Origin of the sequence: Paraburkholderia sp. DD10, assembly GCF_049177125.1 — a bacterium.
In the GTDB taxonomy this organism is placed as follows: domain Bacteria; phylum Pseudomonadota; class Gammaproteobacteria; order Burkholderiales; family Burkholderiaceae; genus Paraburkholderia; species Paraburkholderia terricola.
In genome coordinates this window covers 3,191,060-3,215,110 of record NZ_CP185393.1, presented here as the reverse complement: position 1 = coordinate 3,215,110, position 24,051 = coordinate 3,191,060, and the positions used below count along the sequence as shown (strand labels likewise).

General features: G+C 65.9%; 23 protein-coding genes. 10 read left to right on the top strand and 13 right to left on the bottom strand.

Annotated elements, in window-relative coordinates; genetic code table 11:
- Positions 1-4: 4 nt before the first annotated feature.
- The 8 genes from flgF to flgL all read left to right on the top strand — a co-directional run bounded on the left by flgF (position 5) and on the right by flgL (position 8,956).
- Complete coding sequence (flgF, locus tag ACOCG7_RS29960; RefSeq protein WP_073427766.1) at positions 5-763, top strand: flagellar basal-body rod protein FlgF; 759 nt, start codon at positions 5-7, stop codon at positions 761-763.
- 32 nt (positions 764-795) lie between these two features.
- Positions 796-1,584 (top strand): flagellar basal-body rod protein FlgG, encoded by a 789-nt coding sequence (gene flgG / locus ACOCG7_RS29955; RefSeq protein ID WP_073427765.1) that lies wholly within the window; start codon positions 796-798, stop codon positions 1,582-1,584.
- Positions 1,585-1,626: 42 nt separating this feature from the next.
- Entirely contained in the window at positions 1,627-2,337 is a 711-nt protein-coding gene (gene flgH, locus ACOCG7_RS29950; RefSeq protein WP_073427764.1) for a flagellar basal body L-ring protein FlgH, read from the top strand.
- A 2-nt stretch (positions 2,338-2,339) separates the two neighbouring features.
- Positions 2,340-3,542, top strand: a complete 1,203-nt coding sequence (locus ACOCG7_RS29945; protein ID WP_073427918.1) for a flagellar basal body P-ring protein FlgI — start codon at positions 2,340-2,342, stop codon at positions 3,540-3,542.
- A 12-nt stretch (positions 3,543-3,554) separates the two neighbouring features.
- A complete protein-coding gene (gene flgJ, locus ACOCG7_RS29940; RefSeq protein ID WP_073427763.1) occupies positions 3,555-4,559 on the top strand; it encodes a flagellar assembly peptidoglycan hydrolase FlgJ in 1,005 nt (334 codons plus the stop codon).
- A gap of 247 nt (positions 4,560-4,806) precedes the next feature.
- A complete protein-coding gene (locus ACOCG7_RS29935; RefSeq protein WP_176035754.1) occupies positions 4,807-5,580 on the top strand; it encodes a flagellar brake protein in 774 nt (257 codons plus the stop codon).
- Positions 5,581-5,748: 168 nt separating this feature from the next.
- Entirely contained in the window at positions 5,749-7,722 is a 1,974-nt protein-coding gene (flgK, locus tag ACOCG7_RS29930) for a flagellar hook-associated protein FlgK (protein ID WP_073427761.1), read from the top strand.
- 10 nt (positions 7,723-7,732) lie between these two features.
- Positions 7,733-8,956 (top strand): flagellar hook-associated protein FlgL, encoded by a 1,224-nt coding sequence (flgL, locus tag ACOCG7_RS29925; protein ID WP_073427760.1) that lies wholly within the window; start codon positions 7,733-7,735, stop codon positions 8,954-8,956.
- 81 nt (positions 8,957-9,037) lie between these two features.
- Here the strand turns inward: flgL and fliR are convergent, their stop codons facing one another.
- From fliR to fliL, 7 genes are all read right to left on the bottom strand, one after another.
- Positions 9,038-9,820 carry a flagellar biosynthetic protein FliR gene (fliR, locus tag ACOCG7_RS29920; protein WP_073427759.1) on the bottom strand — a complete coding sequence of 261 codons (783 nt, stop codon included), beginning with the start codon at positions 9,818-9,820 and terminating at the stop codon, positions 9,038-9,040.
- A gap of 45 nt (positions 9,821-9,865) precedes the next feature.
- Entirely contained in the window at positions 9,866-10,135 is a 270-nt protein-coding gene (fliQ, locus tag ACOCG7_RS29915; protein ID WP_011490196.1) for a flagellar biosynthesis protein FliQ, read from the bottom strand.
- Between the two features lie 63 nt (positions 10,136-10,198).
- On the bottom strand, positions 10,199-10,909 hold the full coding sequence (gene fliP, locus ACOCG7_RS29910) for a flagellar type III secretion system pore protein FliP (RefSeq protein WP_374709863.1): 711 nt from the start codon (positions 10,907-10,909) through the stop codon (positions 10,199-10,201).
- Positions 10,910-11,058: 149 nt separating this feature from the next.
- A complete protein-coding gene (gene fliO / locus ACOCG7_RS29905; protein WP_073427757.1) occupies positions 11,059-11,646 on the bottom strand; it encodes a flagellar biosynthetic protein FliO in 588 nt (195 codons plus the stop codon).
- Positions 11,643-12,074, bottom strand: a complete 432-nt coding sequence (gene fliN / locus ACOCG7_RS29900; RefSeq protein WP_073427756.1) for a flagellar motor switch protein FliN — start codon at positions 12,072-12,074, stop codon at positions 11,643-11,645. Before fliN ends, fliO begins: the two co-directional genes overlap by 4 nt.
- Positions 12,067-13,065 (bottom strand): flagellar motor switch protein FliM, encoded by a 999-nt coding sequence (fliM, locus tag ACOCG7_RS29895; RefSeq protein WP_073427755.1) that lies wholly within the window; start codon positions 13,063-13,065, stop codon positions 12,067-12,069. The genes fliN and fliM overlap by 8 nt, the downstream gene beginning before the upstream one ends.
- Positions 13,066-13,130: 65 nt before the next feature.
- Positions 13,131-13,631: a flagellar basal body-associated protein FliL gene (gene fliL, locus ACOCG7_RS29890; protein ID WP_073427754.1), complete on the bottom strand. Its 501-nt coding sequence runs from the start codon at positions 13,629-13,631 to the stop codon at positions 13,131-13,133.
- A gap of 1,107 nt (positions 13,632-14,738) precedes the next feature.
- Here fliL and ACOCG7_RS29885 point away from each other — a divergent pair.
- Complete coding sequence (locus ACOCG7_RS29885) at positions 14,739-15,977, top strand: IS4 family transposase (RefSeq protein WP_421380560.1); 1,239 nt, start codon at positions 14,739-14,741, stop codon at positions 15,975-15,977.
- A gap of 134 nt (positions 15,978-16,111) precedes the next feature.
- Here ACOCG7_RS29885 and ACOCG7_RS29880 read toward each other — a convergent pair whose 3' ends face one another.
- Genes ACOCG7_RS29880 through fliF form a run of 6 tightly spaced genes read right to left on the bottom strand, consistent with a single transcriptional unit; the run spans position 16,112 to position 23,255 of the window.
- A complete protein-coding gene (locus tag ACOCG7_RS29880; RefSeq protein WP_073427753.1) occupies positions 16,112-17,611 on the bottom strand; it encodes a flagellar hook-length control protein FliK in 1,500 nt (499 codons plus the stop codon).
- Between the two features lie 58 nt (positions 17,612-17,669).
- Positions 17,670-18,119: a flagellar export protein FliJ gene (gene fliJ / locus ACOCG7_RS29875; RefSeq protein ID WP_073427752.1), complete on the bottom strand. Its 450-nt coding sequence runs from the start codon at positions 18,117-18,119 to the stop codon at positions 17,670-17,672.
- Positions 18,120-18,121: 2 nt separating this feature from the next.
- Positions 18,122-19,813: a flagellar protein export ATPase FliI gene (gene fliI / locus ACOCG7_RS29870; protein ID WP_073427751.1), complete on the bottom strand. Its 1,692-nt coding sequence runs from the start codon at positions 19,811-19,813 to the stop codon at positions 18,122-18,124.
- A complete protein-coding gene (gene fliH / locus ACOCG7_RS29865; protein WP_176035755.1) occupies positions 19,807-20,490 on the bottom strand; it encodes a flagellar assembly protein FliH in 684 nt (227 codons plus the stop codon). Before fliH ends, fliI begins: the two co-directional genes overlap by 7 nt.
- Entirely contained in the window at positions 20,477-21,472 is a 996-nt protein-coding gene (gene fliG, locus ACOCG7_RS29860) for a flagellar motor switch protein FliG (RefSeq protein ID WP_073427749.1), read from the bottom strand. The genes fliH and fliG overlap by 14 nt, the downstream gene beginning before the upstream one ends.
- Entirely contained in the window at positions 21,462-23,255 is a 1,794-nt protein-coding gene (gene fliF / locus ACOCG7_RS29855; protein WP_073427748.1) for a flagellar basal-body MS-ring/collar protein FliF, read from the bottom strand. Before fliF ends, fliG begins: the two co-directional genes overlap by 11 nt.
- Before the next feature lie 237 nt (positions 23,256-23,492).
- Here fliF and fliE point away from each other — a divergent pair, with 237 nt between their 5' ends.
- Positions 23,493-23,828: a flagellar hook-basal body complex protein FliE gene (fliE, locus tag ACOCG7_RS29850; protein WP_073427747.1), complete on the top strand. Its 336-nt coding sequence runs from the start codon at positions 23,493-23,495 to the stop codon at positions 23,826-23,828.
- Positions 23,829-24,051: the final 223 nt, after the last annotated feature.

Below are 24,051 nucleotides of genomic sequence, written 5' to 3'. Positions count from 1 at the left end.
CATCATGGATCGGCTGATCTACACCGCGATGTCCGGCAGCACGCAAGCGCTCGAACAGCAGGCCATCGTCGCGAACAACCTGGCGAACGCCTCGACCACCGGCTTTCGCGCGCAGCTTGCGACTTTCCGTGCCGTGCCGATGTCGTTCGGCGACGGCAGTTCGATCAACGACGACACCACGCGCACCTTCGTGCTGTCGTCGACGCCGGGCGCGGACTACACGCCGGGGCCGATCCAGCAGACGGGCAATCCGCTCGACGTGGCGATCCAGGGTCCGGGCTGGCTGGCGGTGCAAACCGCCGACGGCGGCGAGGCTTATACGCGCGCCGGCAACCTGCACGTCGACGAAAACGGTCAACTGGTGAACGCCATCAATCAGGTGGTGCTCGGCAACGGCGGCCCGATCTCGGTGCCGCCCGGCGCGGAAATCACCATCGGCAAGGACGGCTCCGTCACCGCGCTCACGCCCGGCGATCCGCCCACCGCCGTGGTGGTGGTCGATCAGTTGAAGCTGGTGAATCCCGATCCGCAGACGCTCTCGCGCGGCGACGACGGCCTCTTTCGCACCGCCGACGGCAACCCCGCCGACGCCGATCCGGCCGTCGCGCTGGCGCCCGCGTCGCTCGAGGGCAGCAACGTGAATCCGGTCAGCGCGATGGTCGCGATGATCACCAACGCGCGCCAGTTCCAGATGCAGACCAAGCTGCTGGAAAGCGCCGACAAGAACGACCAGTCCGCCAACCAGTTGCTCAGCTTTAGCTAACGGGTTGCTCAGGCAGCCCCCGGAGAAGAATCATGAATCGCTCACTCTATATCGCCGCCACCGGCATGAATGCGCAGCAGGCGCAGATGGACGTGATCTCGAACAACCTCGCGAACGTCAGCACCAACGGCTTCAAGGGCTCGCGCGCGGTGTTCGAGGATCTGCTGTACCAGACCGTGCGCCAGCCCGGCGCGAACTCGACGCAGCAAACCGAACTGCCGTCCGGCATTCAGCTCGGCACCGGCGTGCAACAGGTCGCCACCGAGCGTCTGTACACGCAGGGCAACCTGCAACAGACCGGCAACTCGAAAGACGTGGCCATCAACGGCCAGGGCTTTTTCCAGGTGCAGATGCCCGACGGCACGACCGCCTACACCCGCGACGGCTCGTTCCAGACCAACGCGCAGGGCCAGCTCGTCACGTCGAGCGGCTACCAGGTGATTCCGGCCATCACGATTCCGACCAACGCGACCTCGGTCACGATCGGCAGCGACGGCGTGGTGTCGATCACCGTGGCCGGCTCGACCAACAGCCAGCAGCTCGGCTCCATGCAGCTCGCGACCTTCATCAACCCGGCCGGTCTGGATGCGAAGGGCGAAAACCTGTTCGCGGAAACCGCCTCGTCGGGCGCGCCGAACATCGCGCAACCGGGCCTGAACGGCGCGGGCACGCTGAATCAGGGCTACGTGGAAGCCTCGAACGTGAACGTGGTGCAGGAACTGGTGAACATGATCCAGACGCAGCGCGCCTACGAAATCAACAGCAAGGCCGTGACCACGTCCGACCAGATGCTGCAGACGCTCAGCCAGATGCAGGTTTGAGGAACTGGGAATTAACAGCAGCAAGCACAGGCGGTAATCAGCATGTCGCACTTCACCCCGCATTTCACGCGTAACCCGGTTCATTCGCGCACCGCGCTCGCGCTCGCGCAGCTCACGCTGCTCGCCGCGCTGGGCGGCTGCGGCCTCGTGCCGAAGCAGCCCATCACGCAGCAGCCGATGACGGCGCTGCCGCCGATGCCGCCCGCGATGCAATCGCCGGGCTCGATCTACAACCCCGGTTACGCGGGCCGGCCGCTGTTCGAAGACCAGCGGCCGCGCAATGTCGGCGACATCCTGACCATCGTGATCCAGGAAAACGTCAACGCGACCAAGTCCTCGGGCACCGGCGCGAACCGCAGCGGCGACACCAACTTCGACGTGCCGACCGCCGGTTTTCTCGGCGGCCTGTTCGGCAAGGTCAACCTGAGCGCGACCGGCGGCAACACCTTCAAGGCGACCGGCGGCGCGAACGCGTCGAACACGTTCAACGGCACGATCACCGTGACGGTGACGGGCGTGCTGCCGAACGGCAATCTGATGGTGAGCGGCGAGAAGCAGATGCTCATCAACCAGGGCAACGAATTCGTGCGCTTTTCCGGCATCGTCAATCCGAACACGATTTCGAACCTGAACGCCGTGTACTCGACCCAGGTGGCCGACGCGAAGATCGAATATTCCGCGAAGGGCTATCTCGACGAGGCGCAGAACATGGGCTGGCTGCAACGCTTCTTCCTCAACGTGTCGCCGTGGTGATCATGCGTACCGTCTTTTCCGTCTCCCGCCTCGCGCGATCCATGCGCCTCGGCCGCGTCGGCCGCCTCGGCCGTGCGCTGGCCTTCGTCGCGCTCGCCTGCGCGGCGCTGCCGGCGGCGACGCCCGCGCATGCCGAACGTCTGAAGGACCTCGTGCAGATCCAGGGCGTGCGCGACAACCCGCTGATCGGCTACGGCCTCGTCGTCGGCCTCGACGGCACGGGCGACCAGACCACGCAGACGCCGTTCACCACGCAGACGCTCGCCAACATGCTGGCGAACCTCGGCATCTCGATCAACAACCAGGCGGCGGGCTCGAGCAATTCGCAATCGTCGCTGTCGAACATCCAGTTGAAGAACGTCGCTGCGGTGATGGTGACGGCGGTGCTGCCGCCGTTCGCGCGTCCCGGCGAGGCGATCGACGTGACGGTGTCCTCGCTCGGCAACGCCAAGAGCCTGCGCGGCGGCACGCTGCTGCTCACGCCGCTCAAGGGCGCCGACGGCCAGGTGTATGCGCTCGGCCAGGGCAACCTCGCGGTCGGCGGCGCGGGCGCGAGCGCGAACGGCAGCAAGGTGCAGGTGAACACGCTGGCCGCGGGCCGCATCGCCGGCGGCGCGATCGTCGAGCGCGCGGTGCCGACGTCGGTATCGCAAGCGGGCACCATGCAGCTCGAACTGAACGACATGGACTACGACACCACCCAGCGCGTGGTGGCGGCGGTCAACAACGCCTTCGGCGGCGGCACGGCGTCCGCGCTCGACGGCCGCACGATCCAGTTGCGCGCGCCGAGCGACCCCGAACAGCAGGTCGCCTTCATGGCGCAATTGCAGAACCTCGACGTGAAGCCCGCGCAAGCCGCCGCGAAGGTGATCCTGAACGCGCGCACCGGCTCGATCGTGATGAACCAGATGGTCACGCTGCAAAGCTGCGCGGTCGCGCACGGCAACCTCTCGGTGGTGATCAACACCCAGCCGGTGGTGAGCCAGCCGGGCGCGTTCTCGAACGGCCAGACGGTGGTGGCGAAACAGTCGCAGATTCAGATGAAGCAGGACAACGGCGCATTGAAGCTGGTGACCGCCGGCGCGAATCTCGCCGAAGTGGTGAAGGCGCTCAACGCGTTGGGCGCGACGCCCGCGGATCTGATGTCGATCCTGCAGGCCATGAAAGCGGCGGGCGCTCTGCGCGCCGACCTGGAAATCATCTAAGGAAGACATAGGATGAATTCGGATACGACCCACTCCGCCGCTTCGGCGAACGATCTGACGCAGCGCTTCGCGCTCGACGTGCAAGGCTTCGCGAAGCTGAGCGCGCAGGCCAAGGCCTCGCCGCAAGCCGGCATGAAGATGGCCGCGCAGCAGTTCGACGCGGTGTTCACGCAGATGATGCTCAAAAGCATGCGCGACGCGACGCCCAACGACGGCCCGTTCGATTCGCACGACAGCGCCACCTTCACGTCGATGATGGATCAGCAGTTGTCGCAGCATCTTTCGCAGAAGGGTATCGGCGTCGCCGACGCGATGCTCAAGCAGTTGATGCGCAATCAGGGCATGCAGGTGAGCGGCGCGAATGCCGCGAATGGTGCGGGCGGTCTCGCCGGCATGGCGAACGCGCTCGGCGGCGGCAGCGGCGGCGACGAAGGGCAGACCGCGGCGCTCAACGCGCTCGCCAAGGCTTACGGCAACGCGCAGGCCAACGGCCAGCTCGCGACGGGCAAGGGCTACTCGGCCAACAACGCGCTCACGCCGCCGCTCAAGGGCGACGGCAGCTCGCCGAAGGTCGACGCCTTCGTCGATAAACTCGCCGGACCGGCGCAAGCCGCGAGCGCCGCCACGGGCATTCCGGCGCGCTTCATCATCGGCCAGGCCGCGCTCGAATCGGGCTGGGGCAAGAGCGAGATCAAGAAGGCGGACGGTTCGACCAGCCACAACGTGTTCGGCATCAAGGCGTCGAAAGACTGGGCCGGCAAGACCGTCTCCACCCTGACCACCGAGTACGTGAACGGCAAGCCGCAACGCGTGGTCGAGAAATTCCGCGCGTACGATTCGTATCAGGAAGCGATGACCGACTACGCGAATCTGCTCAAGAGCAATCCGCGTTACGCACAGGTGATCAACTCGTCGCATGACGTCAGCGGCTTTGCGCACGGCATGCAGCGCGCGGGTTACGCAACCGATCCGCATTACGCGAAAAAGCTGATGTCCATCATGCAGAAGATGGCCTGAAGCGCCGCTGATGCGATGACCCGGTCCGGCCGCGTGACGGCTGGCGCGGTTTTAACGTTTGCGGCAAATAATTCATGACACGCCCCTAAATTTTGGGCGCATGCTGCCGCTAATCAGTTAGACCCGAGACCGGAATACGCTTTAAAGTCCGGTTGAACGCGCGTGCCGCGGCTTCGACGAAGACCGCGCGAAAGCCCCGGCAGGAGCCCTGGCACGCGCCCGCAAGAACATGCACACCGGCAAGCCCATGGATACTAACCAGTCGAACGGCCATACCGACGCACCCGGCCAGCCGCACGCCCCGCTAGACGACAGTGCGAATGATTTCGGCCGTCGCAACCCGCTCGAAATCGGCGTTCAGTTGCGCAACCTCGTCAATCGCGGCGACTTCCTCACCGTTCAATACGCCGGCGGCCAGCTCGTCACGCGCCTGCTCGATGTGGACGTGCGCGGGCGCACCTTCACTTTCGACTGGGGCGCATTGCCGGAGCAGAACAGGGGCTTGCTCGCCGCGCCGCACTGCCAGTTCCACGCCGCGCCCGACGGCGTGCGGATGGAATTCGTCACCGCCGCGCCGCGCGAGACCCGTTTCGAGGGCCTGCCCGCATTCGAGGCCGACTTTCCCGAGGTGCTGTTCTACGTGCAGCGCCGCGAGTATTTCCGCGTCGACGCGCCGATTCTCGACCCCTACACCTGCAGCGGTCGTTTGCCCGAAGGCGACACGTTCCGCTTCGAAGTACACGATCTGTCGCTCGGCGGCGTCGGCATGCGCACCGCGGACGAACGCGTGGCCGAACTGCCGATGGGCACGCACCTCGAGGATTGCGAGCTGTCGTTCGGCGCGCTCGGCCGGCTTCTGCTCGATCTGCAACTGGTGTCGCACCGCTCCATCGCGCTGCCGAACGGCACCCAGCGCTATCAACTCGGCTTCCGTTTCCTGACGCTGCCGGGCAGCGCCGAAAACACGCTGCAACGGCTCATCACCCAACTCGAGATGAAGCGCCGCTCGCTGGTGCGGTGAACGGGCGCGAGCGTCGCGGCACCTGTCTCGCGAAGCACGCCTCGCAAACGTTGCAACAAACGTCGAACCCGCATCGCAACGGCCTCAATTTTTCCTTACCGGGGCCGTTAAACAGTAAGTTCAAGTAACGCGGCGGCATGTGTACGCTGTCGCCCTTCAGGATGACGCATGTCCAATCTCATCAATCTCGGCCTCAGCGGACTGAACGCAGCCCAATGGGGACTTACGACGACCGGCCAGAACATCAGCAACGCGTCGACGCCGGGCTATAGCATCGAAACGCCGGTCTACGCGGAAAGCGGCGGCCAGTACACGGGTTCCGGCTATCTGCCGCAGGGCGTCTCGACCGTCACCGTGACGCGCCAGTACAGCCAGTATCTGACCACCGAGCTGAACAACGCGCAGAGTTCGAGCAGTTCGCTGTCGACCTACAACACGCTGATCTCGCAGTTGAACAACCTGATCGGCAGCCCGACGTCCGGGATTGCGAGCGCGATCACCGGCTATTTCACCGGCTTGCAGAACGTCTCGAACAACGCGTCGAGTCTCGCTACCCGTCAGACGGCGATGAGCGGCGCGCAGACGCTTGCGAACCAGATCAACGCCGCCGGCGAGCAGTACGACGCGCTGCGCCAGAGCGTCAACACGCAACTGTCCAACACCGTTTCGCAGATCAACAGCTACTCGGAGCAGATCGCTCAACTCAATGGGCAGATCCAGGCGGCCAGCACGCAAGGACAGCCGCCGAACCAGCTACTCGATCAGCGCGACCTCGCCGTGTCGAATCTGTCGCAACTGATCGGCGTGAACGTCGTCAACAGCAACGGCAGCTATAGCGTGTTCATGAGCAACGGCCAGCCGCTCGTGTCGTCCGGCAACAGCTACAACCTGGGCACGGCGCAGTCGACCGGCGACAGCAGCGAATTGTCCGTGCAGTACCTCGGCCAGGCGGGCGCGAATCCGGCCGCCGTGCCGCAGAATTTGCCTGACAGCAAGATCGAAGGCGGCACGCTCGGCGGTCTGGTCGCGTTTCGCAGCCAGACGCTCGATCCGGGCGAGGCGCAACTCGGCGCGATCGCGGTGAGCTTCGCGTCGCAGGTCAACGCGCAGAACGCGCTCGGCATCACGCTCGCCGGCGCCAAGGGCGGCGCGCTGTTTTCGGTGGGCGGCCCGACCGTCTACGCGAACACGCAGAACACCGGCAACGCGTCGCTGAACGTGTCGTTCGCGGACCCCACGCAGCCGACCACCGGCGACTACACGCTGGCCTTCAACGGCACCACCTACACGCTGACCGACAATTCGAGCGGCACGGTGGTGGGCTCGGCGACCAACCTGAGCCAGCCGATCAACGGTCTGAATTTCTCGACCACCGGCACGATGAATCCCGGCGACTCGTTCACGGTCGAGCCGACGCGCGGCGCGCTGAACAGCTTCGCCACCGCGACCACCGACGCCGCCGCGATCGCCGCCGCCGCGCCGGTGCTGGGCGCGGCCGCGTCGACCAACACGGGCACCGGCACGATCACGCAAGGCACGGTGACAGCCGGCTACACCATGCCGAATTCGACCACCACGCTGTCATACGACGGCACGGGCCTGTCCGGCTTCCCGGCGGGTTCGACGGTGACGGTGGCGGGCTCGCCCGCGACCACCTATCCGATCACCAGCGCGACGACCGTAGTGCCGTATTCGTCCGCCACCGGCGCGACGCTGACGATCAACAACACGACCGCCGGCCAGATGAACAACGTCTCGGTGACGATCAGCGGCGCGCCCGCTGCCGGCGACAAGTTCACCATCGGCCCGAACACCGGCGCGACCAACGACGGGCGCAACGCGCTCGCGCTGTCGAACCTGTCCACCGCGAAGGCGTTGGCGGGCGGCACGGTCACGCTGACGGGCGCGTATGCGAACTACGTGAACCAGATCGGCAACCAGACCAACCAGCTCCAGACCTCGAGCACGGCGCAGGCTTCGCTGGTGACGCAGATCACCACCGCGCAGCAGTCCGTCTCGGGCGTGAACATCAACGAGGAAGCAGCCAACCTGCTTCAGTATCAGCAGCTCTATCAGGCCAACAGCAAGGTCATTCAGACCGCGCAGACCCTGTTCCAGACGTTGCTCGGCATCTTCCAGTGAGGCGTTGAACATGCGCATCTCCAGCACGCAGTACTTCAGCATGAACGTCGCGACGATGAGCGACCAGCAAGCTCAGTTGTCGCAGTTGTACGCGCAGATTTCGAGCGGCGTGAGCCTCTCGACGCCGTCCGACAATCCGCTCGGCGCGGCCCAGGCCGTGCAGCTCAGCTCGACGGCCACCACGCTCGCGCAGTTCACGACCAACCAGACCGCGGCGCTGGCGTCGCTGCAGCAGGAAGACACCACGCTCGGCGACGTCAACACCGTGCTGCAAACCGTTCACACGCTGGTGCTGCGCGCCGGCGACGGGTCGCTGAACGACGGCGACCGCGGCGCGATCGCGACGCAATTGCAGAGCTTGCGCAGCCAGTTGATGACGCTCGCCAATTCGACCGACCCGCAGGGCAACTACCTGTTCGCCGGCTATCAAAGCAGCGCGCAGCCGTACACCACGAATGCGGCCGGCGTGGTGACGTATTCGGGCGACACCGGCACGCCGGTCGTGCAGGTCACCGACTCGCACCTCGTTCAGACCGGCGACAACGGGCTCTCGATCTTCGGCAGCGTCGCGCCGATCGGCACCAGCGCGGTGCCGGCCGCGACCACCGGCAATACCGGCACCGGCGTGATCAGCAGCGTGAGCCTGACCAGTCCGACGAATCCGGCCAACGCCGACAAGTATCAGATCAACTTTTCGTCGGCGACCACCTACACGATCAGCGCGACCGATCCGGCCACCGGCGCGGTCACGACCGGCACGCCGCAGACGTACACGGCCGGCTCGGCGATCGCGCTCGGCGGCCAGTCGGTGACGCTCACCGGCGCGCCGAACGCGGGCGACAGCTTTAGCGTGACGCCCGCCACGCAAGGCAGCATGGACGTGTTCGCCAATCTGAGCCAGTTGATCGCCACGCTGCAAACGCCGGTGTCGGGCGGCGCCTCGACGGCGAGCTTCCAGAGCGCGCTGACCACCAGCATGACCCAGCTCGAGAACACGATGAACAACGTCGTGACCGCGCAGGCCGCGGTGGGCGGTCGCGAGCAGGAGGTGAAGGCATTGCAGAGCGTCACGCAGACCAACACGCTGCAAACCACGAGCAACCTTTCCGACCTGACGCAAACCGACCTGGTCAAGACGGTCGGCAAGTACACGCTGACGCAGAACGCGTTGCAAGCGGCGCAGCAGGCTTTCGTGAAGATCCAGAACATGTCGTTGTTCCAGTACCTGAGCTGAACACGCGGAAATGAAGAAGGGCGGAGCCGGTGCAAGCCGGGTCCGCCCTTTTTCCTTTTGCGGTGGCTGCCGAAAGCTTCGCTACCTGAAGCCCGCCGCCACGCGGCCCATCTGATCGATGCCGACATCGAAAAGGCGCGTGAAGAACGGAATCATGTTCGGGATCATCAATTGCAACAGCAGCATGCCGATCAGCATGGTCAGCGGAAAGCCGATCTGGAACACGCCGATTTGCGGCGCGGCGCGGTTCAGAATGCCGAGCGAAAGATTGGTGATGAGGAGCGCCGCGACCACCGGCAGCGACAGCAGCAGGCCCGCCGAAAACACCGTGCCGCCGAAATTCGCCAGCGTGCGCCAGCCGGATGCGCCGAGGATGTTGGCCGCTACCGGCACTGACTGGAACGTGGCGAGCAGCGCGCCGATCATTTGCAGATGACCGTCGATCACGAGGAACACCAGCATCGCGATGGTGTTCATGTAGCTCGACAGCACCTGGCTCGAACTGCTCGCCTGCGCGTCGAAGAAGGTCGCAAAGCCGAGGCCCATGCCGAGGCCGACGAAATCGCCGGTCGCGCTGATCGCCTGAAAGACGATCTGCATCGTCACGCCGAGCGCGATGCCGATCAGGAACTGGTTGACGATGATCCATACCCCTTCCGCGGAAAACACCGTGACCTGCGGCAGCGCGCCGAGCGTGGGCGCGACGATGATCGTGACGAAGGCCGCGAGACCGATCTTCACGCGCATCGGCAGCGAGCGGTTGCCGAACACCGGCGCGGTCGCGACCAGCGCGAGAATCCGCACGAACGGCCACAGGAACGCGGTGAGCCAGGCGTTCAGTTGCGCGTAGGTGACGGAAAACATGGCGGCGGCGAGGGCGGGCGGAGCAGGTTAAGGCCGGCGCGGCGCTCAGTTGACGAGCGTCGGGATGTTGGTGAGCGTCTGGCGCAGATAGTCGAGCATGGTCGTCAACATCCACGGCCCGGCGATCACCATCGTGACGGCGATCGCCAGCAGCTTCGGAATGAACGACAGCGTGCTTTCGTTGATCTGCGTGGCGGCCTGGAACAGGCTCACCACCAGACCGACCACCAGCGCGACCAGCAAGAGCGGCGCGGCGAGCAGCAGGCCGACATACATGGCCTGGTGCGCGAGCGTCATGACGGATTCCTGATTCATGGCGATTCGACCTGAAGCGTTGAAAGGTGAGGAGGCGCGTTCGGGTAACGTGGCGCGCGGCGCTTAAACGAAGCTCTGCGCGAGCGAGCCGAGCAGCAACTGCCAGCCGTCGACCAGCACGAACAGCATCAGCTTGAACGGCAGCGAAATCGTGGCGGGCGACACCATCATCATGCCCATCGACATCAGCACGCTCGCCACCACCATGTCGATGATGAGAAACGGAATGAAGATCGTGAAGCCGATCTGGAAGCCGGTTTTCAGCTCGCTCGTCACGAACGAGGGCACCAGCAGCGACAGCGGCACGTCTTCGGGGCCTTGCATCGGCGCGGCATGCGAGATGCGGGCGAACAGCGCGAGATCGCTTTCGCGGGTCTGACGCAGCATGAAGGTCTTGAACGGCGCGAGGCCGCGGTTGACCGCCTGCTCCATCGGCATCGAGCCTTCGGAGAACGGCTTGTAGCCGTCGGTGTAGGCCTTGTCGAGCACCGGCGACATGACGAACAGCGTGAGGAACATCGCGAGGCCGACCAGCACCTGGTTCGGCGGCGTGGTGCTCGTGCCGAGCGCCTGGCGCAGCAGCGACAACACGATGATGATGCGCGTGAAGCTCGTCATCATCAACACCATGGCCGGCAGGAACGACAGCATCGTGAGCAGCAGCATCGTCTGCACGCTCAGCGAGTAGGTCGTGCCGCCGTTCGGGCCGGGGCTCGTGTTGAAGGCCGGCAAGCCGGCGGTTTGCGCGAACGACAGCGCCGGCAGCGCGAGCATCAGCACCGGCAGCGCCACGGGCGCGACACGGCGCAATACCGCAAGCACGGTGGAGGCGGCGCGGGAGAGACCGATGGATCGCACCGGGCTTAACACCGGGCATGACACCGAGGTTGACGCTTCACGCGCTGATTGAAGACTGAACTGCATTACCGAACTCCGCCGCCTTGCCCGTTGAAACGTTTGCCGACTTCGCCTTTCAAGGCGTCGCGAAAGCGTTGACCGAAGGTGCCCGGCAACGCCGCGCCCGCTCCGGCGATGCCAGGTCCACCCGACTCGCCGGTTGGCGTGCCGCCGGCCGCATCGGCCGTGGCCGAGCCCGCCGGCATCGTATGCAAAAGACGCACGTTGCCCGGCGCCGTGCCGAGCACCAGCCACGTATCGCCGATCTCGACCACCGCGACGCGCTCCTTGCCGCCGAGCGAGGCGCCGCCGATCGTCTTCACGAGGCCGCCGCGGTTCGCCGGCTGCAAGCCGAAGCGGCGCGCGAGCCACGCGCAGCCGAACACCAGACCGATCACCACCAGCAGGCCGACGATCGTTTGCAACACCGCGCCGACGCCGAGCGCCGGCACAGCCGTGCCCGCGCCGACGCCCGAGGCCATTTTCGCGGCGTTGTTGACCGCGTTCATGTCGGCCGCTTGCGCGGCGAGCGGCGCCGTTGCCAGTGCGAACGTGAGCGCCGAGGCGGCTGCCACGTTGGCCGCGAACACGGCGCGACGGACCACGCGTTTCATCGATTCAACTTCCGGATGCGTTCGGACGGCGTGATGATGTCGGTCAGACGAATACCGAACTTGTCGTTCACCACCACCACTTCACCCTGTGCGATCAGACAGCCGTTGACGAGCACGTCCATCGGCTCGCCCGCCATGCCGTCCAGTTCCACCACCGAACCTTGCGCGAGTTGCAGCAGGTTGCGGATCGCGATCTTGGTGCGGCCGAGCTCGACGGTCATCTGAACGGGAATGTCCAGGATCATGTCGATGTCGTTGCGCGTCGAGGTCGGCTCGACTTTCGACAGCGGCTGGAACACGCCGGCCGTGGTCGCGTCGACTTCCGTGTTGTCGTTCTGCTCGGCCAGCGCGCTGGCCCAGTCCGCCATCGCCGTTTCGTCCTCGGCGCTGACCGCTTCGGTCTCGGGCTTTGCGTTCAGGTCACTCATATCCACCTTCCTTCATTGTGTCGGCTGCGCTGATCATCTTCTGGACCCGCAGCGCGTACTGACCATTGAAAATTCCGTAGCCGCATTCCATGACCGGCACCCCATCGACCTTGGCCGTGATGTGTTCGGGAATGTTGATCGGCAGAACATCGCCCTTGCGCATGTTCAGGATCTGTTCGAACGTGACCGGCATCTGCGCGAGATCCGCGGTCAGTTCCACTTCCGCCGCCTGCACCTGCTGCGACAGCACGCGGACCCAGCGGCGGTCGACTTCGAGCGCCTCGCCCTGGATCGGCGACGAGAGAATGTCGCGGATCGGTTCGATCATCGAATACGGCATGCAGATATGCAGCGTGCCGCCGGTCGAGCCGAACTCGATCGTGAACTGCGTGACGATGACGATTTCGTTCGGCGTCGCGACGTTGGCGAACTGCGTGTGCATCTCCGAGCGCATGTATTCGAACTGCAGCGGACGCACGCTCTTCCACGACGCCGCGTAATGCTCGAACGTCAGGTTGAGCAGCTTCATGATGATGCGCTGCTCGGTCTGCGTGAAATCGCGGCCTTCGACGCGGGTATGAAAGCGCCCGTCGCCGCCGAACAGGTTGTCGACCACGAAGAACACCAGATCCGGGTCGAACACGAACAGCGACGTGCCGCGCAACGGCTTGATGTGGACCAGGTTCAGGTTGGTCGGGATCGGCAGGTTGCGGGTGAACTCGCTGTACTTCTGCACCTTCACCGGGCCGACGGAGATTTCCGCCGAGCGCCGCATGAAGTTGAAGATGCCGACGCGCAACAGACGCGCGAAGCGGTCGTTGATGATTTCGAGGCCGGGCATCCGGCCGCGGACGATGCGTTCCTGCGTCGCGATGTTGTACGGGCGGACGCCCGGACGATCGCTTTGCTCGGCTTCCGAATCGGACTCGCCGGTTACGCCCTTGAGGAGGGCATCGACCTCCTCCTGGGACATGAACTCTTCGTGGCCCATTGCTTATTCCTCGTGCGTCCCGTGGCGGTTGATGATGGCGGCGCTAGACAACGTCACTGGGGACGTCACTGCACGACGAATTCGGTGAACAGCACATCCTGGACGTGCATCGGCGCGGCGCCTTTATCGGTCGGCTGTTCGACCAGCGTCTTCAGTTCGGCGGCGAGCGCGTGCTTGCCTTCGAGCGGCGCGAGTTCGTCGGGGTGCTTGTTCGACAGCGCGAGCAGGAGACGGCTGCGCACTTCCGGCATGTGTTCGGTGAGTTCCTGCTGGGTTTTCGCGTCGGTGAGCTTGAGCGTCAGGCCGATGCGCAGGAAGTGCTGCTGGCCGTCGTCCGATTGCAGATTGACGGTCATCGATTCGAGCGGGAAGAAGATCGGCGCTGGAGCCGGGGCGGGCGCGGCTTGAGCCGGGTTGCCGGCCGGGGCGCGTTTGGACATGAAGAACCACACCCCCGCGCCGGCTGCGCCCGCGGCGATGATCGCGATGAGGACGATCAGGATGATGCGCTTCAACGGGCCCGGCGATGCGGGCGCGGCTTGCTGGTTTGCGGTCGTGGATGCCATGAGGTTTGCGGTTGCTTGCCGTTAGTGCTGGTGATGGTGATTGTTGTTGATTTGCCTGCGGCGCGATGGGTCGAAAAGAAGGGTTAATGCGGGCTATCTCTTGTTTTTGGCTTTCGGCGCCTGGCGGCGCGGGTTTTTGTTTGGGGGTTTGGTTCGGTTGGTTTGGTTTGGTCCTGGATTTGTTGGCCTTTCCTTGCTGGCTTAGTGGTCTATTAGCGTTGCCCCTGTGCGGGGCGGCACCTACTTTCTTTGCCGCCGCAAAGAAAGTAGGCAAAGAAAGCGGCTCACACCGCCAGTTCTGAAGCGGGTCCCTTGGCTTGGAGGAGGCAGTGGTGCATCTGGAATCGGTGCCCTCGCACATTCGACGCTCGTGACAAGGCAGTCATACTTCCCGCCTCGCACTGCGTGCTCGCCGGAAGGGTCGGCTTCAAAACCCGCGGGTTTGGTCGCCGGAGGGGGCGCATGAAAAGCGGCGGGCTCGATCGTCGGAAGGGACCGCTTCAAAACCTGCGGTTTCAGTCGCCGGAAGAGGCTGCTTCAAAACCTGCGGTTTCGGTTGCCGGAAGGGGTTGCATGAAAAGCGGCGGGTTCCGTCGTCCGAAGCGGCTACGCGAAAACCGATGGCTTCGTTTGTGTGCGGTGGGGCCCTCTGCTTCGCGTCGGCGGCGCGCCGGGGCGCCCCACGGGTTTGGAAGTGCAGCACTGGACCATCGGCCGGCCCCGCCGAAATGGGATCTCGCGCCGTGACGGGAACGCAGCGCTTTGCGCGGCAACGATGCCGGGCGCCCGAACCGTAGGAGCGGTTTAATGAAGCACCGCGACGGCGCGCGCAGCGCCGCCGGAAGAATGACTGCCTTGTCACGGGCGTCGAATGTGCGAGGGCACGGATTCCAGATGCACCACTGCCCCCTCCAAGCCAGGGGACCCGCTTCAAAGCTGGCGGTGTGAGCCGCTTTCTTTGCCTACTTTCTTTGCGGCGGCAAAGAAAGTAGGTGCCGCCCCGCACAGCAATGCTCTCAACTTAAGCCTCAAAGAGCTTGTAAACGAGGCATTGCCCCTGTAAACTTCATCGCATAACTCACTGATAAATCAACGATATGAACTCAAATACCAGCGTCCTCGCGGCTTCTGGCTGAGTTCTCCGATTTCCTGCTCGATCCGGCGCTCGCCGATCGCGTGCGTCGTTCTCCCACTGCCTTTACCCGCAATCGCACACTGACCTTGCCGCGCATGGCCGCGCTGATGATGTCCGGCATGTGCGCCAGTGTGCAGGCCGAACTTGACGCGCTATTCGGCGCACTGGGAAGCAGCGGCGGGCGCACCCGCGCTGTCAGCGCACAGGCCTTCAGCAAGGCGCGACGGGGAGTGTCTGCCGAACTGTTCGAGCTGGCCCGCGCCCGCCTGATCTCGCTGGCCCAACCCCATATCGATTCGATGCGCTGGCACGGCCTGAGGCTGGTCGCCGCTGACGGTAGCCGCCTGCGTGTGGGCACGCGTCGCGGCCATGAACTGCGCGCCGATCACTACGCGTTTGCGCTGTTCCTGCCGGGTTCCGAACTGACCCTGCACGCTGCACTTCATCCCGCCGACGGCGGCGAGCGGCAGATGCTGTTCGAAGCCCTCGATGTACTGCAACCGCATACCGACCTGCTGCTGCTCGATCGCGGCTATATCGGCAACGCGATGGTGGCGGCGCTCGCACAGCGCGAAATCCCGTTCTGCATGCGCGTCGATGCGCGTAACTGGAAATGCGTCAGCGCCTTTACCCGCAGCGGTAAAGCCGAGCATGTGGTGACACTGGAAGCGCCCAGCGAACCGGATGCCCGCGCCTATGAACTGGCGCGTACGCCCACGACTGTGCGCCTGATCCGCGACGTCACGCCGGGCGGTCGCGTGCGTGTGCTGATGACCTCGCTGCTCGATGGCGGGCGTTATCCGGCGGCATCGTTCGGCGCGCTCTATCACCAGCGCTGGCGGGTCGAGGAAGCATTCAAACGACTCAAGCACCGGCTGCGGCTGGAAGCCGTCACAGGCCTCGATTACCTGGCGTTACAGCAGGACTTCGGCGCAAAAATCCTCGCCGACAACCTGTGCACACTGCTCAGCGATCTCGATGCGCCGCACGACGACAGACATGCCAGCCGTCCTAACCGGGTGTATGCACTGGGCGCACTCAAGCCCATCCTCGGCGCGTGTCTTCTGCGCATCCAGCGCTGTCTGGACGGCCTCGCCGGTGTGCTGGAAATGATCCACCAGACCCGATGCCGGACACAGCCCTCACGCTCCTATCCAAGACCACCCAGAAAAGCCAAGCCCCACTTCCATCTCGCGTACAAACTCGCTTGATGCAGCGGGGCTTAAGTTGAGAGCATTGCCCCGCACAGGGGCAACGCCAATAGACCACTAACAAATCAAGCAAAGGCCAACAAATCCAGGAGCAAACCAAACCAAACCCAAACCCCGCCGAGCAGCCCAATCCATCAAACAAAAGTATCCACCAACCCCACCTTCCGCCGAACGGCGATATCACCCACCGTCCCCACGGCCCCAGACTCAGCGCCGCCGGCAAACGAACCCCGACCACCACGCCCACCTGACCGCCCAGAATCAGCACTCTGCTGCTGCCCGCCCTGCCGGGCAAACCCATCACTGACACTAGCGCTGCCAAGCCCGATCCCATTGGCCTCCATCGCCTCCCGCAACTTCGGCAACGCCGCCTCGACGGCTTCCCGAACCTGCTGGTGCTGCGAAACAAACAACGCATGCGCATGGTTATCGGCCACCTGCAACACCACCTGCAACGGCCCGAGATCCTTCGGATTCAACGTGAGTTCGGCACTCTGCGAATGCGCATTCGACAGAAACACCACCTTCTGACTCAACGCCTCGTCCCAGTCGGCCGTGCCCACCTGCGGCGCCAACGCATTCGCCGCTTGCGCCGCGCCCGCGTTACCCGTCGTCTGGACGGCCGCCGTCGTGCTCGCGGCGCTCGCCGCGGCCTGGGTGGCGGCCAGCGCCGCCGTCGCCGCATCGGCCGCCGCCTTGAAAGACCCCGGATCGCCAGCTTGCCCGCCGCCGGCAGCGCTCGCCGTCAGCGAGTCGGCCGCCGCCTTCGTCGCCGCGGACGGGTCGGCCACGGTCGTCGCCGCCGACGTCAGCGCGCTTTTGGCGTTCTTCGCCCCCTTGCCGTCGCCGAACAGGCCCGCCGCAAGCGCCTTGTCGTCCGCCGATCCGCTCGCTTTTCCGGTTGCGCCGGCCTGGCCGCTTGCCGCCGTCGCCGCGTTCGCCGCCGCGCCGCTCGCCAACGCCTGCTGCGGGACCACGCCCTGGCCGTTGGCCAGCGCGGCAAGCGCCGCCTGCAACGCGTCCTGCGCCGACTTCGGATCGGTGGCGGCGGTTTTCTTGCCCGGCGCGCCGACGCTCGTGGCGTCCGTGGCCGAGCCGGCCAACGTGGTGGCGACATCGGTCGTGGCCGTGGCGGGCGCGGCCGTTACCGGCGCAGCGGCGTTCGCGTCGGCCTGAGCCTGCGCCTGCGCGGCGGAAGCCGCCGCCGCGGTGCCGGCGTCGGTCCGGCTGCTCGTATCGCCGGACTTCGGCGGCGTGGCGGCGCTCTTCTCGGGCGCGGCCTGCTGGGCTGCGTCGGCTGACGACGAATCGGACGCCGCCGTTTTCGTCGCGTCGCTATCGTCCTTGCCGCTGCTCACGTCGTCCGCATCGGGCGTCGAAGCATCGGGCGGCGGCGGCGCGTCATGCACGCTCGACGACGATCCCGACGACGCGGAAGCCGACGACGAAGCCTGCTGCTGGCTCGCGCTCCGCGCGGCGGCGTTGTTCTGCAAGTCGATGCTTTGCTGCAAGCTTTGCGCGAACGGCATGGCGGCGCTCGCGCTCGCGGCCTTGTTGGCCGCGCTGGCGGACGAGCTGCCGGCGGGGCCGCGCAGCGATCCGATCGGTGAGCCGATCTGTGAGAGAAGCGACATAGGAAATCCTGTCAATCCGTCAAACGGTGTGTTCAGTAGTCGAGGCGGCGCGCGTGCGTCATGCGCCTTCGGCGCGCATCCTCAGAATTCGGGCGGCGTGTTCGTCGGCGTCGCGCTGATCGCGCCGCGCCGTGGTTTTCGCTTCGGCGGCTTCACCGCGCGCCTGCAGCACCTCATAGGAGCCGAGCTTCTGCTTCTGACGCTGCCAGTCGGGCTTGGCGGCCTCGACGCGCGCGTTGGCCGTCACCAGCAGGTTGCGCTGCTGTTCGATGGCGGCGTCGAGCGTGTCGATGAACGCCTGGAAATTGCGCATGTTGCCGGCGGGCATGCCCGTCTGCGCGGTCGCGGTGAAGCGCGCGTGATATTCGTCGCGGTACTGCACCAGCGCGTCGAGCTGCGCCTCCACGTCGTTGCGCTCGCGCTGCGCGCGGCCGAGCCGCTGCGCGGCGGCGTCGACATCGTCCTGAGCGAGGCCGATGAGCGTCTTGATCGGAAAGTGTTTCGCCATGGTCAGGCTCCTTGGGCAAACAGCGCGTCCAGCATCGCGAGACTCGGTTCAAAGTTCGCGCACTCGCGAAAACCTTGCTGCAGGAAGGCTTCCATCCGCGGATACAGCGCGATCGCGCGGTCGAGCAGCGCGTCGCGCCCGCTCGAATAAGCGCCCACGTTGATCAGATCGCGGTTGCGCTGATAGCGCGACAGCATCTGCTTGAACATACGCGTTTTGTCGAGATGGTTATCGTCGATCAGCGCTGTCATTGCCCGGCTAATCGACGCTTCGATGTCGATTGCCGGATAGTGGCCGGCCTCGGCGAGCGAGCGCGACAGCACGATGTGGCCGTCGAGAATCGCCCGCGCGGAGTCGGCGATCGGGTCCTGCTGGTCGTCGCCCTCGGTGAGCACCGTATAGAACGCGGTGATCGAGCCGCCGCCCGCCGGGCCGTTGCCGGTGCGCTCGACGAGCGCCGGCAGCTTGGCGAACACCGAAGGCGGATAGCCCTTGGTGGCGGGCGGCTCGCCCACGGCGAGCGCGATCTCGCGCTGCGCCATCGCGTAACGGGTCAGCGAATCCATCAGCAGCAGCACGTGCTTGCCCTGATCGCGGAAATATTCGGCGAGCGAGGTGGAATACGACGCGGCCTGCATCCGCAGAAGCGGCGAGACGTCGGCGGGCGCGGCGATCACCACCGAGCGCGCGAGACCTTCCTCGCCGAGAATCTGTTCGATGAATTCCTTCACTTCGCGGCCGCGTTCGCCGATCAGGCCGATCACGATCACCTCGGCGCTGGTGTAGCGCGCCATCGTGCCGAGCAGCACCGATTTGCCGACGCCCGACCCGGCGAAGAGGCCCATCCGCTGGCCGCGGCCCACGGTCAGCAGCGCGTTGATCGCGCGCACGCCGACGTCGAGCACCTTGTGAATCGGTTCGCGGTTCAGCGGATTGATGACCGGCGCGGACAGCGGCGCATCGGCGTGCGCGCCGAGCGGACCCAGGCCGTCGAGCGGCCGGCCGGACGCGTCCAGCACGCGGCCGAGCAATTCCCAGCCGACCGGCAGGCGCTTCGCGCCCGCCATCGGGTCGGCGATCGGCGCGCTTTCGAGCGGATAGACGCGCGCGCCGGGCAGAAGGCCGATCACCTCGGTGGTCGGCATCAGAAACAGCTTGTCGCCGGAGAAGCCGACCACTTCGGCTTCGGCCATCGGCAGCGAACTGCCGGGCGGCAGTTCGATCATCACTTCGGCGCCCACCGACAGACGCAGGCCGACGGCTTCGAGCACGAGGCCGGCGGCGCGCGTCAGCCGGCCGCAGGCGCGCATCGGCTTGGCGATCGCGTTGCGCGCGCGCAGCGCGTCGAGCTTGCCGCGCCAGGCTTGCATGTGCGGATTGCTGTCGAGCGCGGGATCGTAGGGCGCATGCGCGGCAACGGTCGAAGCGGCGCGCGAGGCCGCGTTCAACGCAACGTTCGACGTGGCGGATTCGCGGCGCGCCGATGCGCCCGAGGTGCCCGTCGTGCCCGTCGTGAGATGGCCCGCCGCCTCATCGCGCAACGCGGCGTCGATGGCCGCGACCGCGGCCGCGGCGGGCGTGGCCGCCGCCGGTTCTTCCGCCAGCGCCTCGGCGCCGAACGACGCCAGCGCGAGCTCGCGTTCGAGCGGCGTCAGATCGCTGGCGCGGATTTCCTCGATCGTCGGCTTCACCATGTGCTCACCTTGCCGAGTGCGGCGGCGACGCGCTCCCAGCGCGTGTCGATGCCGGCGTCCACTTCGCCGGAGCCGGCTTGCGCGCGGCAGCCCCCGCGCTCCACCGACGGATCGGTGCGCACGGTCCAGCCCCGCGTTTGCAGTTCTTCCAGCAGATAGGCTTCGACGACCGGCAGATCGGCGGGGCTCACGATCAGTGCGGGCGCGCCGAGCAGCGCGGGCTCGGCGGCCAGCACCTCGCGCGCGGCGGCGATCAGCGCGGTCGGATCGTGCTGCACGTGCTGGCGCACGACCTGTTGCGCGATGTCCAGCGCGAGCGCGACCAGCGTTTCGGAGATCGCACCCTGCGCGCCGTCGAGCGCGGCCTTGAAGGTTTGCGCGAGCGCGGCCAACTGCGCCGCCTGTTCGCGCGCTTCGCTCTGGCCTTGCTCGAAGCCCTGCGCATGACCCTGGTCATAACCGGCCTGGTAGCCGAGCGCCTGGCCGGCCACGTGCCCCGACGCGATGCCCTGCGCGTGCGCGGCCTCGCGCAGCCGTTCGAGTTCGGCTTCGAACGCGCCGTCGTCGACTTCGGGTTCGGGCGGCGCGGGCGGCGCCGGATCGAACGAGGCCATCTCCCAGCGCTGGTAGGCCGAGAGCCGTTCCTTCGCCGTGGAGTTGCGATTAGACATACGCATCTTCCGCCTTGCCGCCTAGCACGATCTGGCCGCTTTCCGCGAGGTTGCGCACGATCTGCAGGATGCGGCGCTGCTGCGTCTCGACTTCGGAGACGCGCACCGGGCCGCGCGCGTCGAGGTCTTCGGCGAGCAGTTCGGCGGCACGCTGCGACATGTTCGAGAGGAACTTCTGGCGCAGCGCGGGCGGCGCGCCCTTCAGAGAAATGATCAGCGCCTCGGACTCGACTTCCTTCAGCAGCAACTGGATCGCGCGGTCTTCCAGGTCGAGCAGGTTCTCGAACACGAACATCTGGTCGATGATCTTCTGCGCGAGTTCGGCGTCGTACTGGCGAACGTTCTCGATGACGCCTTCCTCGTGATTGCTCGACATGAAGTTGAGAATTTCCGCCGCCGTGCGAATGCCGCCCATCGGGCTGCGCTTCAGGTTGTCGCTGCCGGACAGGAGACCCGTGAGCACATCGTCGAGTTCGCGCAGCGCGGCCGGCTGGATGCCGTCGAGCGTCGCGATGCGCAGCAGCACGTCGTTGCGCAGCCGGTCGGTGAAGCAGGCGACGATCTCCGAGGCCTGATCGCGGTCCAGGTGCACGAGGATGGTCGCGATGATCTGCGGGTGCTCGTTCTTGATGAGCTCGGCCACCGCCGCCGAATCCATCCACTTGAGGCCCTCGATACCGCTGGTATCGCTGCCTTGCAGGATCCGGTCGATGATCGCGCCGGCCTTGTCGTCGCCGAGCGCCTTGGTCAGCACCGAGCGGATGTAGTCGCTCGAATCGAGCGACAGCGCCGTATGCTTCTCGGCCTCGCGCACGAACTCCTGCAGGACGTCGTCGATCTGTTCACGCGTGATGTTCTTCAGCGCGGCCATCGTCACGCCGATCTTCTGGACCTCGCGCGGCCCGAGGAACTTGAACACCTGCGCGGCTTCTTCCTCGCCGATCGACATCAGCAGGAGCGCGCTCTTCATTACGCCTTCAGCGCTCATCGGACACCCAATTTTTCACGACGGTTGCAACGATCTTCGGATCCTGGCGCGCGATGCTGCGCGCGAATTCCAGGTTCCGCTCATATTTGTGTCTTGCGTGTTCGAGCGCGAGCTTCTCGTTGTCGGCTTCCAGCTCGACCACCGCGCCCTCGCGCTCGGCGGCGGGAATGCCGTCCAGCAGGACCGGCTCGTCCGGCGACGGCAGCGCCGCGGCGGCGACCGGCTCCGGCGGCGGGAAAGCGCGGCGCAGCGCCGGCTTCACCATCACGAAGTAGAGGAACAGGGCGACCGCGCCGATGCCGAGATACGTGGCGATCTGCTTGGCGAGCGCGATCATGTCGGGGGTGCGCCACCACGGCACGTCGGCGTTCGGGTCGAGGTCGGCGGTGAACGGGCTGTTGACCACGTTGACCGAGTCGCCGCGCGCCGCGTCGAAGCCCATCGCGTCCTTCACCAACTGGTTGACCTGGGCGAGCTTGTCGGCGGTGACCGGCTGCATCGTCGCGTGGCCCTTGGCGTCGACCACGCGCAGATAGTTGACCACCACGGCCACGGACAGACGCTTGATGCCGCCCATCGGCTGTTCGAGGTGGCGCACCGTTTTGTCGAGCTCGTAGTTGGTGGTCGAATCCTTGCGGTCGCTGACCGGCGTGGTCGTCACGCCGCTCGCGCCGACCGGCGCATTGATCGGCGCGGAAGCCGGCTGCGGCGGCTGGTTCGACAGCGCGCCCGGCACGCCCGAGGCGCCGGCTTGCGCCAGTTCGGTGGCGGTGCTCGATTGCTGGCTGCGGATCGCCGCCTGTTGCGGGTTGCCGTTCGGGCCGTAGTTCTCCGAGGTCTGCTCGCTGTGCGAGAAGTCGATGTCGGCGCTGACCTGCGAATGCGCGTTGCCCGAGCCGAACAGCGGCGCGAGGATCGCGTCGATGCGCTGCTGGGTGCTGCGCTCGATCTGCTGGCGGTACTTCAGTTGCGAGGCGTCGAGCCCGCTGCCGGTGGACGGCTGCGTCAGCAGGTTGCCGTCCTGGTCGAGAATAGTCACGCCTTTCACCGGCATGTCCGGCACCGCCGACGCCACCATATGGGTGATCGCCAGCACCTGGCCCTCGTCGAGCGCGCGGCCGGGGTAGAGGTTCACCAGCACGGAGGCCGACGGCGCTTCCTTGTCGCGCACGAACACGGAGGGCTTCGGAATCGCCAGATGCACGCGCGCCGACTTCACCGTCGAAATCGACTGGATCGTGCGCTCCAGCTCGCCTTCCAGCGAGCGCTGATAGTTGATCTGCTCGGCGAACTGGCTGATGCCGAACTTCTGGTTGTCCATCAATTCGAAGCCGACCGAGCCGCTCTTGGGCAAGCCCAGCGAGGCGAGCCGCAGACGCATTTCGTGCACCTGCTCGGCCGGCACGAGGATCGCGCCGCCGGCTTCGGAGAACTTGTAAGGAATGTTGGCCTGCTGGAGCGCGGTGATGATGGCGCCGCCGTCGCGATCCGACAGATTGCTGTAGAGCACCTTGTAGTCCGGCGCGCGCGACCACAGGAACAGGCCCGCCACGATGGCGACCAGCAGCGCGACCGCGAAGATCAGCGGCGCGCGCGGGTTGCCGCGCATTTGCGCGAGGCCCGACAGGCGCTGGCCGAAATTGCCGCCGAGGGTGCTCCCCAGTCCGCCGAGGTCCGCGGCGGCGCCGGACTGGCCGGGGCCGGCCGTGCCGGCGCCGGGCTGCGCGCCGGCCAGCCCCATGCGGGCGTCGGGGTTGATCAAAGAGTTGGCTGACGAATCCATGCGTCGGGTATCTCCGGGATGCCTTTGCGTTTCTGTCGCGTGGCGGCGCCGAGGTCGGCGGGCGTATGGACAGAGACTTTCACCGTTGAAATTATCCGCAGGGCGGCCCGACCCGATTGCTTGAATAGAGCCGGGTTTTCCCCCTAGTTTGGGGGCTTTCGCGCGGGGGCCGCTGCTATGCTTTCGTCCAGATCGGCACGGTTTCTCGCATGCCGGTCGTCATTCCCTGGAGAGAACATGACTTTGCCCGTGAACGCGCTCTCGTCGGCGCTGCAACAGATGCAGTCGCTGGCGGCCCAAGCGGCCGGCGGCGGCAGCCCGGTGGCCGGCCAGTCCGGCGCGGCGACCCCCAGCGGTTTCGCCTCCGCGCTGAAGGCGTCGCTCGACAAGATCAGCGGCGATCAGACCAAGGCGATCGGCGAATCGCAGGCGTTCGAACTCGGCGCGTCGAACGTGTCGCTGAACGACGTGATGGTCGACATGCAGAAGGCCAACGTCGGCTTCCAGTTCGGCTTGCAGGTGCGCAACAAACTGGTGTCCGCCTATAACGACATCATGCAGATGCAAGTCTGAACCGTGTTTCGGGCGGCAAGGCTGTTCGGCCCGCCCGAGCCACGCTGCCCGCGCGCCCGCCATGCGGCCGCTGCCGGCCGCGCCACCCGGCCCCCTCGATCCTCCTTACGCTGGCCTAAAGCTTTTCCGCCGCCTATCCGATAACCAGATACAGGCATGAATCGGGGCGCGGCGACGTACCCGGACGGGGTGCCGCGACCAACCACAGTGCAAGAGAGGAGGA

Excerpts from the sequence above, each read along its gene's own strand:
- flgF (WP_073427766.1), top strand. The coding sequence starts at position 5 with ATGGATCGGCTGATCTACACCGCGATGTCCGGCAGCACGCAAGCGCTC.
- flgG (WP_073427765.1), top strand. The coding sequence starts at position 796 with ATGAATCGCTCACTCTATATCGCCGCCACCGGCATGAATGCGCAGCAG.
- flgH (WP_073427764.1), top strand. The coding sequence starts at position 1,627 with ATGTCGCACTTCACCCCGCATTTCACGCGTAACCCGGTTCATTCGCGC.
- ACOCG7_RS29945 (WP_073427918.1), top strand. The coding sequence starts at position 2,340 with ATGCGTACCGTCTTTTCCGTCTCCCGCCTCGCGCGATCCATGCGCCTC.
- flgJ (WP_073427763.1), top strand. The coding sequence starts at position 3,555 with ATGAATTCGGATACGACCCACTCCGCCGCTTCGGCGAACGATCTGACG.
- ACOCG7_RS29935 (WP_176035754.1), top strand. The coding sequence starts at position 4,807 with ATGGATACTAACCAGTCGAACGGCCATACCGACGCACCCGGCCAGCCG.
- flgK (WP_073427761.1), top strand. The coding sequence starts at position 5,749 with ATGTCCAATCTCATCAATCTCGGCCTCAGCGGACTGAACGCAGCCCAA.
- flgL (WP_073427760.1), top strand. The coding sequence starts at position 7,733 with ATGCGCATCTCCAGCACGCAGTACTTCAGCATGAACGTCGCGACGATG.
- fliR (WP_073427759.1), bottom strand. The coding sequence starts at position 9,820 with ATGTTTTCCGTCACCTACGCGCAACTGAACGCCTGGCTCACCGCGTTC.
- fliQ (WP_011490196.1), bottom strand. The coding sequence starts at position 10,135 with ATGAATCAGGAATCCGTCATGACGCTCGCGCACCAGGCCATGTATGTC.
- fliP (WP_374709863.1), bottom strand. The coding sequence starts at position 10,909 with ATGCTCGCGCTGCCGGCGCTGTCGTTCGCGCAAACCGCCGGCTTGCCG.
- fliO (WP_073427757.1), bottom strand. The coding sequence starts at position 11,646 with ATGAAACGCGTGGTCCGTCGCGCCGTGTTCGCGGCCAACGTGGCAGCC.
- fliN (WP_073427756.1), bottom strand. The coding sequence starts at position 12,074 with ATGAGTGACCTGAACGCAAAGCCCGAGACCGAAGCGGTCAGCGCCGAG.
- fliM (WP_073427755.1), bottom strand. The coding sequence starts at position 13,065 with ATGGGCCACGAAGAGTTCATGTCCCAGGAGGAGGTCGATGCCCTCCTC.
- fliL (WP_073427754.1), bottom strand. The coding sequence starts at position 13,631 with ATGGCATCCACGACCGCAAACCAGCAAGCCGCGCCCGCATCGCCGGGC.
- ACOCG7_RS29880 (WP_073427753.1), bottom strand. The coding sequence starts at position 17,611 with ATGTCGCTTCTCTCACAGATCGGCTCACCGATCGGATCGCTGCGCGGC.
- fliJ (WP_073427752.1), bottom strand. The coding sequence starts at position 18,119 with ATGGCGAAACACTTTCCGATCAAGACGCTCATCGGCCTCGCTCAGGAC.
- fliI (WP_073427751.1), bottom strand. The coding sequence starts at position 19,813 with ATGGTGAAGCCGACGATCGAGGAAATCCGCGCCAGCGATCTGACGCCG.
- fliH (WP_176035755.1), bottom strand. The coding sequence starts at position 20,490 with ATGCGTATGTCTAATCGCAACTCCACGGCGAAGGAACGGCTCTCGGCC.
- fliG (WP_073427749.1), bottom strand. The coding sequence starts at position 21,472 with ATGAGCGCTGAAGGCGTAATGAAGAGCGCGCTCCTGCTGATGTCGATC.
- fliF (WP_073427748.1), bottom strand. The coding sequence starts at position 23,255 with ATGGATTCGTCAGCCAACTCTTTGATCAACCCCGACGCCCGCATGGGG.
- fliE (WP_073427747.1), top strand. The coding sequence starts at position 23,493 with ATGACTTTGCCCGTGAACGCGCTCTCGTCGGCGCTGCAACAGATGCAG.